Consider the following 15,672-nt stretch of genomic DNA (forward strand, 5'->3'; position numbering starts at 1 on the left):
ATGAAAGTTGTTTACACAGCGCCAAACAGGGGCCATCATTATAGGTATGCTTCGGCATTACATAAAGAGGGCATGCTATATAAATTTGTATCCGGATTTTCCAGGTTTAGTCCGCGTGCGCCTTTTCCTGAAATTGGCAATAAGCTTGTAAGGGCTGATATTTTACAAAATATATATTTGGCATCGTTAAAATTTGGTGCGCCAAAATTCATGTCGGATGCCTTGGCTTATTGGGCTAAAAAGGAGCAGGACAGGGTTAGCAGCCGTTATTTAAAAGATGCCGATGTATTTGTGTTTTACAATGGCAGCGGATTATACAGTTGTAAAAAAAGCAAAGGCAAAAAAGTTATCACAGTTGCCGAAGCGGTAAATAGTCATGTAGATTATCAGGAAAGGCTGTTAAAAGAAGAACATCTTAACTACAACCTGCCTTGGACACCTTTTAACGTTGAAGAAAAGAAAAGACGTATACAGGAATATGAATTGGCAGACTATATTTTGCTGCCATCAGAATTTGTAAAGAAAAGCTTTTTGGAATATGGCTTTCCGGAAGATAAACTCTTAAAAGTGCCTTTTGGGTTTAACCAGTTACCTGCTGAGGCCGCTCTTGGTATAAAAGAAGCTAATGCCGATGCTGAGTTTACAATTTTGTATGTGGGCAGTGTTTCTGTCAGAAAGGGACTTAGGTATTTAATTGAGGCATTTAACGAGTTTAACCATCCCAATAAAAAGTTGGTGATTGTAGGGCCAAAAGCCAAAGTTACCGGCCTGGAGGGTATAATTATCCCTGAAGGGGCTACGTTCACCGGAACTTTAAAAGGCGATGAGCTTGAAAAGGCTTATAAGAGTGCGGATGTATTTTGCCTTCCATCTATTGAGGAGGGGCTTGCATTGGTACTTGGAGAGGCTATGTCTTACGGCTTACCAATAATAGCTACCGAAAATACAGGAGCTACTGATATAATTGAAGACGGCAAAGACGGCTTTATCGTTCCCATAAGGGATAGTAAAGCTATTTCAAACAAATTAACGAATCTTGCAGAGAATAAGGAACTTTACAGGACAATAAAGGACAATGCAATAAATAAAGCTAAGACATTAAATGGCTGGGATGAAACCGGTAATTTATTATGTACTACGTTAAGGCGTATTGTAAACCAATAAGAATGATAAATGTTTAGAAACAAGATTGTTTTAGAGGAGAAATTTCGACTAAATGTCGAAAGGCTTCTTTATGCCTTGGTTTTTACAATGGTTTTTGAAGGATTAATACGAAAATTGCTGCCTTCTGCGGTAGGTTTACTTATCTTCTTTTTAAAGGATATATTTTGTATAACCGGACTATATTTTATTACAAAGGCTTTTGCAAAACCTAATGTGCAACGTAATCCGTTTTTTAACCTGCGTAAGATTTTCTTTTTTGTTTTCCTGCCACCCCTTATTGTAACTAATTTTTATGATCCTTCGTTAGTGCTGTTTGCGTTAAAACAGTATTTATTGTACATGATATTGGCATTGCTTGTACCATTGGCATTTGTTCCTTCTAAAATTGAAAGGTTTAAAAAGTTCTTTTTCTTTTTCTCTCTAACTATAATCCCTACCACTTTAGTAGCGGTTTTGCAAAATTCATTGCCGGCTAATCACTGGCTAAATCAAAGTGTAGATGGGCAATCTTTAGAGGCTTTTTCTGCAGGTGGTTTATTAAGGGTTAGTTCTACTTTTTCGTTCACCGGGCAATATTCGTGGTTTTTAAATGTGGTGTGTGTTATTTTAGCGGTAAGTTTTTGTTTACCAATAAAACGCGATAACATAATTATAAAAAAAATAGCTCCCTTACTACCGTTGGTTATAAGTGTGTGTCTTGCTGTAGGAGCTTTTATAACAGGAGGAAGAACCGCGGTACTTGGTTGCGGCCTCGTGCTTTTTTTAGGATTTGTATTTGCAGTAATCAAGGCGCCCCAAAAAATAATTACAAGAGGTTTAATACTAATGGCGGTAATGGGGTTAAGCCTTACAGCGCTACGTATTGCAAAACCTGAATTTTTTAAAGTATACGACCTTAGATCTGAAGATAAAAAAGACGAAACGCATACAGAAGAGGTAGAAGGAAGGATTTTAAAAGATATGTTTGGATGGACCGTATGGATTGCCGAACAGGATATGATCCCTTTTTTATTTGGCAATGGTTTGGGGGTTATGAGTAACGGTGCCGAAAGAATTAGTTCCTACGCAATGTCTGTGCGTTTACAGGGTATAAGTACTGAAAGTGAAATTGATTCTACTGCATGGGAAGGTGGCATGTACCTGGTTTTAATTTGGTTCGGAATGCGCATCTGGGTAATTATAAGATGCATTGGCTTGTGGAGGCAGGCCCGGGAAACTAATAATATAATTGCCTTGTCTTTTTTATTAGGGTATATCACCGTTATAGGTTTATATGGAGCGCTCTCCAGACAGCCCCCTATCGCAATTTGGTGGTGGTTATCTATTGGATGTTTTGTTGCATTATATAATTACGATAAAAACATCCAGAATATTAAGGTATAGTACTAACGTTTAAACCCAATTTCTAAAATATGGTAAAAGAATTTAACCTTGCTATTGTGGTATCGCATCCCATACAGCATTTTTGTCCGCAGTATATAAGCTTTTCTAAAATGCCTAATGTAAAAGTTAAGCTGTTTTTTGCTTCTATGCTGGGTTATAAAAAATACATGGACAAAAACTTTGGGCAGGAAATATCATGGAATAACCTAAGGCTTGAAGAATTTGACCACGTTTTTCTTAATGGCGACCAAGTGTTGCCATCCAGCGCAGAACTTGATGCCCCTACGCTTGAGGCCGAACTTGAAGCCTTTAAACCTGATGCGATTATATCCTATGGGTATTTTCAGAAATTTCAGAGGAGGGGGCATAAATGGGCTAACAAAAATAATGTACCTATCGCCTATATAACCGATGCCGAAAATAGGCAGGAAAGGCCACTTTGGAAAAATCTTGCTAAACTGGTTTACCTGAGGTGGTATTTTAACAAGATCAATTATTTCTTTACGGTTGGTAACGCTAACGAAGCCTATTATCAAACGTATGGTGTATCGCCAAAGCGTTTTATAAGGATGCATTACCCAATAGATATAGACGTTTATAAAGAGGCATACGCCAATAAACAAAAGGTTCGCAATGAAATAAGGGCTAAGTACGGCATACCTGATGATATGTTTGTAATATCGGTAGTGGGTAAGCTTGTGGAATGGAAAAACCAGTCGCACCTTATAGATTTGCTTGCTAAATTGGAACAGCAAGGAAAAAAAGCCCATGTGTTTATTTTAGGTACCGGCCAAACCATGGATGCCATGAAAGAGCACGCTAAAATATTAAAAGATAATGTAGTGCATTTTGCGGGCTTTGTAGACCCGTTAGAGCTTCCTAAATACTATGCGGCGAGCGATTTGTACCTGCACCCGGCAAGAATAGAACCGCATTCATTAGCCATTAGTGAGGCCATTTATATGGGTACCCCGGTGGTGCTTAGCAGCCGCTGCGGCAGCTATGGGGAAACAGATGACGTACAGGTAGGTAAAAACGGCTATGTATACAATTTTGGCGATATCGATGAAATGACTTCCAAAGTGGTTAAGCTTATGGATGACAAAAAACTGCTTCAGGATTTTGGAGCCTATTCGCGTGAAATATCACTTAAATTCCAGCAACGCTCGCACGGGCAGGTGGTACTCGACCTGATCGACAGGGTTAGGAACAAATCATAACAAGACAATGAAAATAATATTTTTATCACATCCCCTGTTTTTAGGCTCCAATAGCATGCCGCGGTATGCTAACTGGCTGTCTAACGGCATGCGCGAGCGTGGGCATGAGGTAGAAATATGGCAGCCGCAGCCTAAGTTCTTTAACTTACCGGCACCGGGCTCATTAAAAAAATGGCTGGGCTACATAGACCAGTATATTGTTTTCCCGTTTGTTATAAAAAGCGGAATTAAAAAGCAGCCTGCAAATACGCTTTATGTATTTACAGATCATGCCCTTGGCCCGTGGGTGCCTTATTTGGCCCAACAAAAGCACATTATACACTGCCATGATTTTTTGGCACAGCGGTCGGCAATGGGGAGTATTCCGCAAAATAAGACCGGCTTTGGCGGACGGATGTATCAAAAGTTTATACGCTCGGGCTATCGTAAAGGCGAGAATTTTATTTCGATATCAAAAAAAACCCAGCACGACCTGCATGAATTTTTAGGTGATAAAAAACCTAAATACTCTACGGTGGTTTATAACGGGCTCAACCAAAACTTCAATGTTCAGGATTCTGCCGTATGCCGAAGTGAAGTGGGCAACGCTATTGGCAGGGATGTTTCTGGTGGATATTTTTTACACGTTGGTGGTAACCAATGGTACAAAAACAGGCCGGGGGTTGTAAAAATATACAATCATTTGTCGAGGCATGCTGCATACAGCGGTTTGCCCTTGGTAATGATAGGCCCTAAGCCCAACCAGCAATTGCTTAACGAGAGGGAAGGCTCTGCTTTAAAGCAAAATATTTATTTATTAAGCGATGCATCAGATGATTTGGTTAAAAAAGCCTACAGTGGTGCATCGGCATTTATATTTCCGTCGTTAGCCGAAGGTTTTGGCTGGCCAATAGCCGAGGCTATGGCAAGTGGCAGCTTTGTGGTAACTACTAACGATGCCCCAATGAGCGAGGTTGCAGGCAATGCAGCGCTTTTGTGCGATGTATGCCCTGCAGAAACTGAAAAGCAAGATGCCTGGGCAGCAAAAACTGCAACAGAAATAGTGCAGGTCTTAGATAACCTGGCTCAAAAAGAGGCTTTGGTTAAAGCCGGAATAGAGAATGCCAAAAGGTTTGATTCTGAAAAGACATTAGATACTATAGAAACGATATACAAACAAATTACAGGGGCTAACTAATATGAGGATACTGCGCGTTATAGCTTCTATGAACCCGGAACACGGCGGCCCCTGTCAGGGCATACGCAACAGTATACCTGCGTTGCAGCAGCTTGGCGTGGAGAACGAGGTAGTTTGTTTTGATAGCCCTAATGCCGGTTATTTAGGTATGGATGGTTTCGCCATTCACGCTATTGGCCCTGCAAAAGGCCCTTATGCCTATTGCGCTGCTTTACAGCCGTGGCTCATAGAAAATTTTGCCCGGTTTGATGCGGTTATAATACACGGCTTATGGTTATATAACAGTTACGGAACGTATAAAGCGTGGAAAGCCTTTAAGAAGAATAACAGTAAGTTTCCCAAATTGTTTGTTATGCCGCACGGCATGCTCGACCCTTACTTTCAAAAAGCTAAGGAGCGCAGGGTAAAGGCCATCAGGAACTGGATATTTTGGAAATTGTTCGAAAATAAAGTTGTGAATATGTCAAGTGGGGTGTTGTTTACCTGCCAGGAAGAGTTGTTGCTGGCAAGGCAGCCTTTTACACCTTACAGCCCCAATGCCGAGTTAAATGTAGGCTACGGTATACCCAACCCGGTTGCGTTTTCTCAGGAAATGCTTACTGCGTTTTACGAGAAATGTCCGCAGGTAGCTAATAAGCCGTATATAGTTTTTTTAAGCCGAATCCATCCTAAAAAAGGTGTCGACCTGCTTATAAGTGCTTACAATTCATTATATAAAAATAATAAAACCATACCGGCACTTGTCATAGCGGGGCCCGGCCTTGATACCGATTATGGTAAACAGCTTAAAGCCACAGCCGGCGACAATATTTACTTTCCGGGCATGTTAGGAGGCAACTCTAAATGGGGTGCTTTTTATGGCAGCGAGGCATTTATACTGCCAAGCCATCAGGAAAACTTCGGGATAGCAGTCGTAGAGGCTATGGCAGCTGGCAAGGCAGTTATTATTAGCGATCAGGTTAATATTTGGCGCGAAATTAAAGACGGAAAGGGTGGCATCATTGTAAAAGACACCCAGGAAGGCGCTTTATCCGGCCTTGAACAATGGGTAAATTTAACTCCGGATCAAAAAACGGCTATGGGTGTAAATGCTCAAAATACCTATAAAAAGTTCTTTTCTATAGAACAGGCAGCTTTAAATTTAAAAACTATATTTGAACAGCAAATAAATGGTTAATACAGATACACATACAGGAGCATCGTTCTCGCTAAAAAACAGGCTGTTGCGTGTTGTATGGGGCGTTGTATATTTTGTGTTTTTCAGGTTTTCGCCAAGGCCATTGCACGCATGGCGCTCTTTTTTGCTGCGCTGCTTTGGTGCAAAGGTTGGCAAAGGGGTGCATGTGTACCCAGGCGTTATCATCTGGGCGCCGTGGAATTTAATTTTACACGACCACTGCGGTATAGCAAGCGGAGTAAATTTATATTCTCAAGGACTCATTACAGTGGGCAAAAAAGCTGTGATCTCGCAGGGCAGTTATATATGTACAGGAACGCATGATTATACAAAACATGGTTTCCCTTTATACACCATGCCTATAACCATAGGCGATAATGCGTGGGTGGCAGCCGATGCCTTTATACACCCTGGTGTTACCATACACGAAGGCTGTGTAATCGGAGCCCGATCTGTGGTAACTAAAGATATGCCGGCCTGGTCGGTTTGTGCGGGCTTTCCTTGTAAGGTTTTAAAAGACAGGGTACTTGTTGATTAAGGGATTAAATTATTTAAATACAAATCTGAAGAAATTTATAAAGTAATATGGCAAAAATCCCAATTACGGTCGTAATTCCGGTTAAAAATGAAGAGTTGAATATAATTCACTGTTTAAAGCTCGTATCGGGTTTTGACCAGGTAATGGTTATAGATTCTAACAGTACCGATAATACGGCAAAAATTGCTACAGAGCATGGTGCCGAAGTACACCAGTTTACCTGGGACGGCCAGTTTCCTAAAAAGCGTAACTGGGTGCTTAGAAATTTGCCGTTGCGCAATGAGTGGGTTTTGTTTCTGGATGCCGATGAATATATTACCGATGAATTTATTGCCGAGATACAGCAGGCTATTAAGAATCCTGAATACAACGGTTACTGGATTACTTTTATAAACTATTTTATGGGAAGGCAGCTAAAGCATGGCGACCCATTTAAAAAGCTGCCCTTTTTTAGGGTAGGCAAGGGCGAATATGAGCTTATCAAAGAAGATTCATGGAGCCACCTGGATATGGAAGTGCACGAGCATCCTATAGTTGAGGGTAAAGTAGGCGTTTTAAAATCGCCCATAATACACAACGATTATAAAGGGCTGGAGCATTATATAGCAAAGCACAACGCTTACTCTACATGGGAGGCTAAACGCTTTATAGCGTTACAGAAAGAAGGTTTTACCAACCTTACAAAAAGGCAAAAATTTAAATACTCGCTAATGCAGTCGGGGTTTCTTCCGCTTATTTATTTTGTGGGGGCCTATTTTTTAAAGCTTGGCTTTTTAGACGGCAAGCAGGGCTACTTTTTTGCTAAATACAAATCGTACTATTTTTTACAGATACAAACCAAAATTAACGAACTCAAAAAGATATGAAAAAGAGAATTCTTGTTACCGGCGGAGCAGGTTTTATAGGGTCGCATTTATGCACAAGGCTTTTAAATGAAGGAAACGAAGTAATTTCCCTTGATAACTATTTTACAGGGAATAAGAAAAACATCGTTCATTTACTGGATAACCCTTATTTTGAAATGATAAGGCATGATGTAACAGAACCCTTTTTTATTGAGGTAGACGAAATTTATAACCTGGCATGCCCTGCAAGCCCGGTACACTACCAGTACAACCCTATCAAGACCATGAAAACATCGGTTATGGGTGCTATTAACATGCTTGGCCTTGCTAAAAGGGTTAATGCAAAGGTTTTTCAGGCGAGTACCAGTGAGGTGTATGGCGACCCGGCAGAGCATCCGCAAAGGGAATCCTACTGGGGTAATGTAAACCCAATAGGTATACGTTCTTGCTATGATGAAGGTAAGCGTGCTGCCGAGACCTTATTTATGGATTATCATAACCAAAATGATGTAGACGTTAAAATCGTGAGGATATTTAATACCTACGGACCTAACATGAATCCGGAAGATGGCCGTGTGGTATCTAACTTTATCGTTCAGGCGCTTAAAGGAGAAAATATTACCATTTTTGGCGATGGCCAGCAAACACGTTCATTTCAGTATGTAGATGATCTTGTAGAAGGTTTTATAAGGCTAATGAGCACACCTAAAGGCTTTACAGGCCCGGTTAATATTGGTAATCCGCATGAGTTTACCATGCTGGAGCTTGCTCAGAATGTTATAGAGCTTACAGGCTCATCATCTCAGCTTACTTTTATGCCGTTACCACAGGATGATCCTAAGCAAAGGCAGCCGGATATTTCGCTTGCTAAAAAAGAATTGGATTGGGAGCCTAAAGTACAATTGCGTGAAGGTTTGGTTAAGACCATTGCATATTTTGATGATTTGTTAAAGAACCCAAATAAGTAATTTGGGGTATCTTCCTTACATTGCCCAATAATTTATGCTATGCGGTTTAACAATTTTCAGAAAATAGGTGCAGCTATTTATTTTTTGATAGTTGTTTGTATAACACTCATATCCGGGCAAAGGGATTTAGATGACAATTATAGAAGAAGGGCCAACTTTGACTTTTTTAGTCAGAAATGGCTTTATATAAACAATTTTAACACTATTGGTTACAAAAGGCAGGAGTTTATAGTTTTAGAAATTATTGGCAATACCCTGCTTTTTGTACCTTTTTTCCTTGCACTTTATGTACTTGTAAACAAGCGCATGGGTATAGTAAAAGCTATAGCTGTGCTGTTGCTTAACATTTTAAGTGTGGAGGGTATACAGTTTGCACTAAACCGTGGTGTTTTTGATATAGACGATATTATTTTAAATTTTGCAGGTGGTTTGGTTGGCCTTGCTGCATTTAATTTTATTTACAGGAAATATATTTTAAAATGAAGATAATAATTTACGGCATTAACTATAGCCCTGAACTTACCGGTATAGGCAAATATACCGGCGAAATGGGCAGCTGGCTGGCACAACAGGGGCACGATGTGCATGTTGTTACTGCTATGCCGTACTACCCTGAGTGGGAAGTTCATGAAAAATATAAAGGTAAAAAATGGCATACCGAAGTTATTGATGGAGCCAGGGTGCACCGCATACCGTTGTATGTGCCTAAAGAGGTTTCTTCTGCAAAAAGGATAATTCATGAGTTTACATTTATATTGGGCTTATTGCCGGTATGGTTCTCTTTTTTATTTAAAAAGAAAGCCGATGTAGTTTTTTGCATTGCACCACCATTTCACCTGGGCTTTTTCCCGCTTATTTATTCTAAACTAAGGGGTGTGCCTATGGTATCGCACGTGCAGGATTTGCAGGTAGATGCGGCCAAAGAGCTCGGCATGATAAAAAACAAGACCTTCTTAAATATAATGTTTTCCCTGGAGCGGTTCCTTCTTAAAAAGAGCGCCAAAGTATCTACCATTAGCCTTGGTATGCAGCAAAAAATTGCATCTAAGGGCATTAAGGCAGAGAACCAGATACTTTTTCCTAACTGGGTAGATGAGAACAATATAAAACCATTGCCTAAAGAGCAATCGCTGCGTGCCGAGTTTGGCATCAGCAATACAGATAAGGTAATCTTATACTCGGGTAATTTGGGTGAAAAACAGGGGTTGGAAACCATTATAGAGACTGCGGTGCATTATAAAGACCGTAACGATGTATACTTTTTAATAGTAGGATCGGGCGGTGCTAAAGAAAAACTGGAGCAGATGGTAAAAGATGCTGCTTTAACACAGGTTAAATTCTATCCGCTACAGCCTTACGAAAAGTTATCGGCACTATTAGCTACTGCCGATGCGCACCTTGTATTGCAAAAAAAATCAGCAGCAGATCTTGTAATGCCAAGTAAGCTTACCGGTATACTTGCAGCAGGTGGATGCTCTATTGTAACCGCAGAGCCCGGCACATCATTATATCATGTTATACACGAATATAATATGGGAATTCTTACAGAACCGGAATCGGCCACGGCGTTAAAGAACAGTATTGATCTTGCCATTAACAGCGATCTTGAAGTGTATAAAACAAATGCAAGAAAATATGCAGAAATGATGTTAAGTAAAGAGAATATCCTCAAAGATTTTGAAAATAATTTATTAAGTCTTAACTAAAAAAAAGTTGCAATTAAATAATTTTTGTAGTCTTTTTAATAAATAAATCCTAAATATGGTACTTATTTAAGACTAATTTGCAATCTTTGTAAATCGAATTCATTCCAATAAAGCTCTTTCTATGACTGTATACAGTATACTGTTTATGAGTAAATAGCATTTAAAATTGTTTAAAAATTGCAATTGTAGTTAGTTAATTTATTTCATAAAAATGCAGCAATATCTTAATAAGATCTCACTGGTAAGATTAATAGCCGACCTTTCTGTTGTGGCATTTACCTATATATTATGTATATACGTAACCCAACCGGATACTTTTCTGGCCGACTTTAAAGCGAAATTCTTTTTGCTAATTATACTGCTTTGGGTGTGGTTTTTTAGTGGCACATCTAACAAGCTTTATAATGACCACAGGATTAAGCCGGGCTTTTCTCTTGAAATTTATAAGACCTTTAAAAGCGTTATAATACTATCTATAACCATAGTTGTAGTGTCTTATTTTTCGCGTTCGTTCCTACCGGTAACCTTTGTTTTAATGTATGCTGCGGCACTTATGTTCTTTTTTGGTACCGAGAAATATATTATAAACAGGCTGGTGCTTTTCCTACGCAAGCAGGGCTTTAATTTAAGGCATGTTATTATTATAGGGCACGGTAATTCGGCACAGCAATTTCATCAGCTTATAATCAATAACCCTCATTTAGGGTATGATATATTGGGTTATTTTGAAGATGAAGCTAAAGAAACCGCACTTTGCCCTTACCTGGGTACGGCGTCGGGCCTTAGCGATTTTTTAAGATCCAACAAGGTAAACGAGGTTATTATTGCCACTCCTGGTATTACCATTGGCGAAATTGAAGAAATTACCCACGAGGTAGATAAGGCCGGTATAAGGGTTAGGATAATACCTGATTTTCATTTTCAGTTTTACAACAGGTACGAGTTTAAGCAGTTTGGAAACATACCTACGGTTTCTTTACGAAAAGAACCGTTGGAAGAAACCAATAACAAGTTTATTAAACGAACTTTTGATATTGTTTTTAGCGCATTAGTACTGCTGTTAATATGTTCGTGGCTTTTTATTATCATAGCCATTGTTATTAAGATAAATTCAAAAGGGCCGGTTTTATTCAGGCAAAAAAGGCTGGGCAGGGACAGGAAAGAATTTTGGTGCTATAAATTCAGGAGTATGTATGTTAACCATGATTCCGACAGGAAAATGGCTACCAAAGGCGACTCCAGGATAACATCGGTAGGGCGGTTTTTACGTAAAACCAGCCTTGATGAGTTCCCTCAGTTTTGGAATGTATTATCGGGCAACATGTCTATCGTAGGGCCAAGGCCACACATGAGCGTGCAGAATGAGCAATACCAGGAAATAATCAATAATTACCTGGTAAGACAACTTATAAAGCCGGGCATTACAGGCTGGGCACAGGTAAACGGTTACAGGGGCGAGATAGAGTCGCACTACGATATTAAAAGCAGGGTGTCTTATGATATTTGGTACCTTGAAAACTGGAGTTTTTTCCTTGATATAAAAATTATTTACCTTACGGTCTGGAATATTTTTAAAGGAGAAGATAAAGCCTACTAATTTACCGGCCGTTTATGATAAAGAGGCTTTTTGATATAACAGTATCTTTTACAGCCCTTATATTTTTAGGCTGGCTTATTGTTGTGTTATTTATTGTGGCATCTATAAGCACAGGGCAAAACGGTTTGTTTATACAAAAGCGTATAGGCAGGTACGGCAGGCCTTTTAGTATATTTAAAGTACGGTCTATGAAGGATACAGCAAACGGCAAGCAGGTTACATCTTTTGGGCGCTTTTTACGAAAATATAAGCTGGATGAATTACCGCAACTGTTTAATGTTTTATTTGGTACTATGAGTTTTGTAGGCCCACGGCCCGATTTGCCGGGTTACTACGATCAGCTAACGGGTACCGATAGGGATGTTTTAACTTTGAGGCCGGGCATTACCGGGCCCGCAAGCATTAAATACGCTAACGAAGAAGCGATTTTAGCAGCCGTGACTAATCCTGAAATTTATAACGACACGGTTATTTTTCCTGATAAGGTAAGGATCAACAAGAATTACCTGGTGCACCAGTCGTTATTTTTAGATATTAAAATAATGTTTTATACTGTTTTAGGTAAAAAACTGGAGGAAGATTATTTTAACTAACGGTACAGCAAAACGTAATTAATTAAATTTGTTGTAAAACCCTGCACTAAATGGCTCAATCTAAAATATGGCTCTCTTCGCCCCACATGGGTGGTAACGAAAAAAAGTATATAGATGATGCTTTTGCCGGCAACTGGATCGCTCCGTTAGGGCCTAACGTTACCGGTTTTGAAGAAAATTTAGAGCACTATTTGGGCGATGGGCAGCACGTTGCGGCATTAAGCTCCGGCACTGCGGCGATACATTTGGGGTTAATAATGTTAGGGGTAGGAGCAGGCGATGAAGTTATCTGCCAAAGCATGACGTTTTCTGCATCAGCAAATCCTATTGCATATCTGGGGGCAACTCCGGTATTTGTAGACAGCGAACCTGATACCTGGAATATTTGCCCTAACTTTTTAGAGGAGGCTATAATAGAAAGGCTGGCTAAAGGCAAAAAGCCAAAGGCAATAATTGCTGTACATTTATACGGCATGCCTTATAAAGTTGATGAAGTTAATGCAGTTGCAAAAAAATATGATATCCCCATTTTAGAAGATGCTGCCGAGGCTCTTGGCAGTACTTACAACGGTAAAAAATGTGGCACGTTTGGCACTATTGGTATTTTGTCGTTTAACGGCAATAAGATCATAACAACATCCGGCGGCGGGGCACTTGTAACCAATAATAAGGCAGTAAAAGAAAGGGCGGTTTATTTAGCCACACAGGCACGTGACGATAAGCCCTATTACCAGCATACTGAAATAGGTTACAATTATCGCCTAAGCAATATTAGTGCAGGCATAGGCCGCGGACAGATGGAGGTGCTTAACAGGAACGTTAACCTGCGCAGAGGTATTAATAATTTTTACAGGGATTTTTTTAAAGAGATAGAAGGGGTTACTGTGTTTACAGAATATGACGAACGGTATTTCTCTAATTTTTGGCTAACAACCATTTTAATTGATGCAGATAATACAGGTGGAATAACTCCCAATAAGGTTCGGCTGGAGCTGCTTAATGACAACATTGAAGCAAGGCCATTGTGGAAACCCATGCACCTGCAGCCGGTGTTTAAAGATGCCCCGTACTATGGTGCTAATATTAGCGAACAGTTGTTTAACAATGGTTTATGCCTGCCATCGGGTTCTAATATGGGTAAGATTGAGTTTGAAAGGATAAGCATAGCCTTAAAAAGAATATTCAATAATTTATAAATGTTTATATTTAGGGTGTAATTAGCATCCTATACAAGGCATACTGCTACGAGTGGCAATTGTTATAAATGAAAGAAAACAGCAAAATAGTTAATAGGGCACAGGTAAATTATAATTTAGAAGATTTACTTGAACGTAAGCCTATTGTGCTTGATGATAAGGCAATATCTACGCAGTTAAAAGATAAGATTGTTTTAATTACAGGCGCGGCCGGTTCTATAGGCAGCGAACTGGTTAGGCAGGTGCTTAAATTTTCGCCGCGCAGTATTATATTGCTCGATCAGGCGGAAACTCCACTGTACCTTCTTTCGCTTGAAATTGAAGAAATTGCCCTGCATACTGCGATTGCATCGGTTTTGTGTGATATTACCCGAAAGGACGCCTTAAACGAAGTTTTTAAAAAATATAGTCCGGATGTTGTATACCACGCAGCAGCCTATAAGCATGTGCCAATGCTGGAAGATAACCCCGTACAGGCTGTGCTGGCTAATGTGTTGGGTACTAAAAATGTGGCTGATTTAGTTGCGGCCTACAATGTGGCTACCTTTGTAATGATCTCTACAGATAAAGCGGTTAATCCCGGCAGTGTTATGGGCGCCAGTAAGCTTATTGCCGAAAAATACGTTCAGGCGTTGCATAACAAATTAAAGCAGGAGGGTAAATCCTTAAACAGGTATATAACCACTCGTTTTGGCAACGTGTTGGGTTCTAATGGGTCGGTAGTGCCGGTTTTTACCAGGCAAATACAGGCAGGTGGGCCGGTAACGCTTACAGATGCCGAGATTTCGCGGTATTTTATGACCATTCAGGAGGCATGCCAGCTCGTTCTGGAAGCCGGGGCCATGGGGCAGGATGCCGAGATATTTGTTTTTTATATGGGTAAACAAATTAAGATATTAGATTTGGCGCATAAAATGATACGCCTTGCAGGCCTGGAACCCAACAAGGATATTGCCATTAAAATAACGGGGCTAAGGCCCGGCGAAAAGCTAAACGAAGAGCTTATAAATGATAAGGCTGTAGTGTTGGCTACTCATAATGAATATGTTATGATATCTCAGGAAGAGCCCATGGATTTTTCTTTTGTTTTTGAAAGTATAGAACGTATGGTAAAATTTGCCAAAGATTATAAGTTTTATGAAACCGTAGCCGAAATGAAAAAAATGATACCCGATTTTAGAAGTAAAAACTCACAGTATCAAATTTTTGATGATACGCAAAACAATACCCTTTGATAATCATTATAAAATGTTAACATCTTTTAAATGTCGACAAAAATAGTATCTTTGCGCAAGGGCATAAAAAGATGTTATTACCACCCAGTAAAACAAATAGCAAGCAACAAATGATAAAAAAGATTGGATTACTACTTGTAATCGTTTTAGTATTCAGTTCATGCGCATCAAGGAAAAAAATGGCTTATTTTCAAAACATCGCAGAGGTGTCTTCAGACAGGCTTTACGAGACCACTTTACAGCCTGATGACGAGCTTCAGATCATTGTAAACGCACCTGCACCCAACCAGGAACTTGCAGCCCCTTTTAATATGACAACCCTTACACCTATTGAAGGTGGCGGTACTGCCAGCACAACAGAAGGGCGTACATACCTTTTAGATAATAAAGGCGAGATAATTATGCCTTTAGTGGGTAAAATAAAATTATCAGGCCTTACCCATGAACAGGCACTTCAAAAACTTAATGAGGAAATAAGTAAATATATAATTAACCCAATTGTAAGCTTTAAGATAATTAATTTTAAAGTTACCGTTATTGGCGATGTGGGCAAACCGGGCAGTATTCCTGTAACGGGCGAAAGGATTACCTTACCGGAGGCTATAGCCCAGGCGGGGGATCTTTCTATATACGGTATCCGTACCAATATTATGGTTATTAGGGAGGTAGATGGTAAAAAGACGTATAACTATGTGGATTTTACAAAAGCTGATTTTATGAATTCTGAATATTATTACCTTGCACAAAACGACCTGGTAGTAGTAGAACCTAACAAGGTTAAGAGAAATTCATCTGCTTTAGGAAGAGAAGTTACTATAGCTGTTTCTGTAATAGGTGTAATCTTAAGTGTAATTACCATTGCAACACGATAAT

The 15,672-nt window shown here is 39.7% G+C and carries 15 protein-coding genes; all 15 read left to right on the forward strand.

Features of this window, described 5'->3' with window-relative positions; genetic code table 11:
- The 15 genes from FMM05_RS08975 (at window position 1) to FMM05_RS09045 (ending at window position 15,671) form a co-directional block, all read left to right on the forward strand.
- Window positions 1-1,164, forward strand: coding sequence for a glycosyltransferase family 4 protein (locus tag FMM05_RS08975; protein ID WP_143373039.1), 1,164 nt, complete (start codon window positions 1-3; stop codon window positions 1,162-1,164).
- Between the two features lie 9 nt (window positions 1,165-1,173).
- Window positions 1,174-2,547 (forward strand): hypothetical protein, encoded by a 1,374-nt coding sequence (locus FMM05_RS08980; protein WP_143373040.1) that lies wholly within the window; start codon window positions 1,174-1,176, stop codon window positions 2,545-2,547.
- Between the two features lie 29 nt (window positions 2,548-2,576).
- On the forward strand, window positions 2,577-3,767 hold the full coding sequence (locus FMM05_RS08985; RefSeq protein WP_143373041.1) for a glycosyltransferase family 4 protein: 1,191 nt from the start codon (window positions 2,577-2,579) through the stop codon (window positions 3,765-3,767).
- 7 nt (window positions 3,768-3,774) lie between these two features.
- Entirely contained in the window at window positions 3,775-4,944 is a 1,170-nt protein-coding gene (locus FMM05_RS08990; RefSeq protein WP_143373042.1) for a glycosyltransferase family 4 protein, read from the forward strand.
- A 1-nt stretch (window position 4,945) separates the two neighbouring features.
- A complete protein-coding gene (locus tag FMM05_RS08995) occupies window positions 4,946-6,121 on the forward strand; it encodes a glycosyltransferase (RefSeq protein WP_143373043.1) in 1,176 nt (391 codons plus the stop codon).
- Window positions 6,114-6,659: a WcaF family extracellular polysaccharide biosynthesis acetyltransferase gene (locus FMM05_RS09000; protein ID WP_143373044.1), complete on the forward strand. Its 546-nt coding sequence runs from the start codon at window positions 6,114-6,116 to the stop codon at window positions 6,657-6,659. The genes FMM05_RS08995 and FMM05_RS09000 overlap by 8 nt, the downstream gene beginning before the upstream one ends.
- 47 nt (window positions 6,660-6,706) lie before the next feature.
- Window positions 6,707-7,525, forward strand: coding sequence for a glycosyltransferase family 2 protein (locus tag FMM05_RS09005; RefSeq protein ID WP_143373045.1), 819 nt, complete (start codon window positions 6,707-6,709; stop codon window positions 7,523-7,525).
- The gene (locus FMM05_RS09010; protein ID WP_143373046.1) at window positions 7,522-8,472 is read left to right on the forward strand and encodes a UDP-glucuronic acid decarboxylase family protein; all 951 of its coding nucleotides are present in this window, start codon (window positions 7,522-7,524) and stop codon (window positions 8,470-8,472) included. Before FMM05_RS09005 ends, FMM05_RS09010 begins: the two co-directional genes overlap by 4 nt.
- A 39-nt stretch (window positions 8,473-8,511) precedes the next feature.
- A complete protein-coding gene (locus tag FMM05_RS09015) occupies window positions 8,512-8,955 on the forward strand; it encodes a VanZ family protein (protein WP_143373047.1) in 444 nt (147 codons plus the stop codon).
- Window positions 8,952-10,178 (forward strand): WcaI family glycosyltransferase, encoded by a 1,227-nt coding sequence (locus tag FMM05_RS09020; RefSeq protein ID WP_143373048.1) that lies wholly within the window; start codon window positions 8,952-8,954, stop codon window positions 10,176-10,178. Before FMM05_RS09015 ends, FMM05_RS09020 begins: the two co-directional genes overlap by 4 nt.
- Window positions 10,179-10,389: 211 nt before the next feature.
- Complete coding sequence (locus FMM05_RS09025; RefSeq protein WP_143373049.1) at window positions 10,390-11,775, forward strand: undecaprenyl-phosphate glucose phosphotransferase; 1,386 nt, start codon at window positions 10,390-10,392, stop codon at window positions 11,773-11,775.
- A gap of 14 nt (window positions 11,776-11,789) precedes the next feature.
- Window positions 11,790-12,368, forward strand: a complete 579-nt coding sequence (locus FMM05_RS09030; protein WP_143373050.1) for a sugar transferase — start codon at window positions 11,790-11,792, stop codon at window positions 12,366-12,368.
- Window positions 12,369-12,418: 50 nt separating this feature from the next.
- Window positions 12,419-13,564 carry a DegT/DnrJ/EryC1/StrS family aminotransferase gene (locus FMM05_RS09035; RefSeq protein WP_143373051.1) on the forward strand — a complete coding sequence of 382 codons (1,146 nt, stop codon included), beginning with the start codon at window positions 12,419-12,421 and terminating at the stop codon, window positions 13,562-13,564.
- 68 nt (window positions 13,565-13,632) lie between these two features.
- Window positions 13,633-14,799 carry a UDP-N-acetylglucosamine 4,6-dehydratase family protein gene (locus FMM05_RS09040; protein WP_143373052.1) on the forward strand — a complete coding sequence of 389 codons (1,167 nt, stop codon included), beginning with the start codon at window positions 13,633-13,635 and terminating at the stop codon, window positions 14,797-14,799.
- Between the two features lie 110 nt (window positions 14,800-14,909).
- Window positions 14,910-15,671 (forward strand): polysaccharide biosynthesis/export family protein, encoded by a 762-nt coding sequence (locus FMM05_RS09045; protein ID WP_143373053.1) that lies wholly within the window; start codon window positions 14,910-14,912, stop codon window positions 15,669-15,671.
- The last annotated feature ends 1 nt before the right edge of the window (window position 15,672 follow it).

The organism is Flavobacterium zepuense (genome assembly GCF_007097145.1).
GTDB lineage: Bacteria > Bacteroidota > Bacteroidia > Flavobacteriales > Flavobacteriaceae > Flavobacterium > Flavobacterium zepuense.

What these genes read in the sequence shown, in the direction of transcription:
- FMM05_RS09025 (WP_143373049.1), top strand. Translation starts at nt 10,390, where the DNA reads ATGCAGCAATATCTTAATAAGATCTCACTGGTAAGATTAATAGCCGAC.
- FMM05_RS09010 (WP_143373046.1), top strand. Translation starts at nt 7,522, where the DNA reads ATGAAAAAGAGAATTCTTGTTACCGGCGGAGCAGGTTTTATAGGGTCG.
- FMM05_RS08995 (WP_143373043.1), top strand. Translation starts at nt 4,946, where the DNA reads ATGAGGATACTGCGCGTTATAGCTTCTATGAACCCGGAACACGGCGGC.
- FMM05_RS08975 (WP_143373039.1), top strand. Translation starts at nt 1, where the DNA reads ATGAAAGTTGTTTACACAGCGCCAAACAGGGGCCATCATTATAGGTAT.
- FMM05_RS09045 (WP_143373053.1), top strand. Translation starts at nt 14,910, where the DNA reads ATGATAAAAAAGATTGGATTACTACTTGTAATCGTTTTAGTATTCAGT.
- FMM05_RS09030 (WP_143373050.1), top strand. Translation starts at nt 11,790, where the DNA reads ATGATAAAGAGGCTTTTTGATATAACAGTATCTTTTACAGCCCTTATA.
- FMM05_RS09005 (WP_143373045.1), top strand. Translation starts at nt 6,707, where the DNA reads ATGGCAAAAATCCCAATTACGGTCGTAATTCCGGTTAAAAATGAAGAG.
- FMM05_RS09015 (WP_143373047.1), top strand. Translation starts at nt 8,512, where the DNA reads ATGCGGTTTAACAATTTTCAGAAAATAGGTGCAGCTATTTATTTTTTG.
- FMM05_RS09020 (WP_143373048.1), top strand. Translation starts at nt 8,952, where the DNA reads ATGAAGATAATAATTTACGGCATTAACTATAGCCCTGAACTTACCGGT.
- FMM05_RS08980 (WP_143373040.1), top strand. Translation starts at nt 1,174, where the DNA reads ATGTTTAGAAACAAGATTGTTTTAGAGGAGAAATTTCGACTAAATGTC.
- FMM05_RS08985 (WP_143373041.1), top strand. Translation starts at nt 2,577, where the DNA reads ATGGTAAAAGAATTTAACCTTGCTATTGTGGTATCGCATCCCATACAG.
- FMM05_RS09000 (WP_143373044.1), top strand. Translation starts at nt 6,114, where the DNA reads ATGGTTAATACAGATACACATACAGGAGCATCGTTCTCGCTAAAAAAC.
- FMM05_RS09035 (WP_143373051.1), top strand. Translation starts at nt 12,419, where the DNA reads ATGGCTCAATCTAAAATATGGCTCTCTTCGCCCCACATGGGTGGTAAC.
- FMM05_RS09040 (WP_143373052.1), top strand. Translation starts at nt 13,633, where the DNA reads ATGAAAGAAAACAGCAAAATAGTTAATAGGGCACAGGTAAATTATAAT.
- FMM05_RS08990 (WP_143373042.1), top strand. Translation starts at nt 3,775, where the DNA reads ATGAAAATAATATTTTTATCACATCCCCTGTTTTTAGGCTCCAATAGC.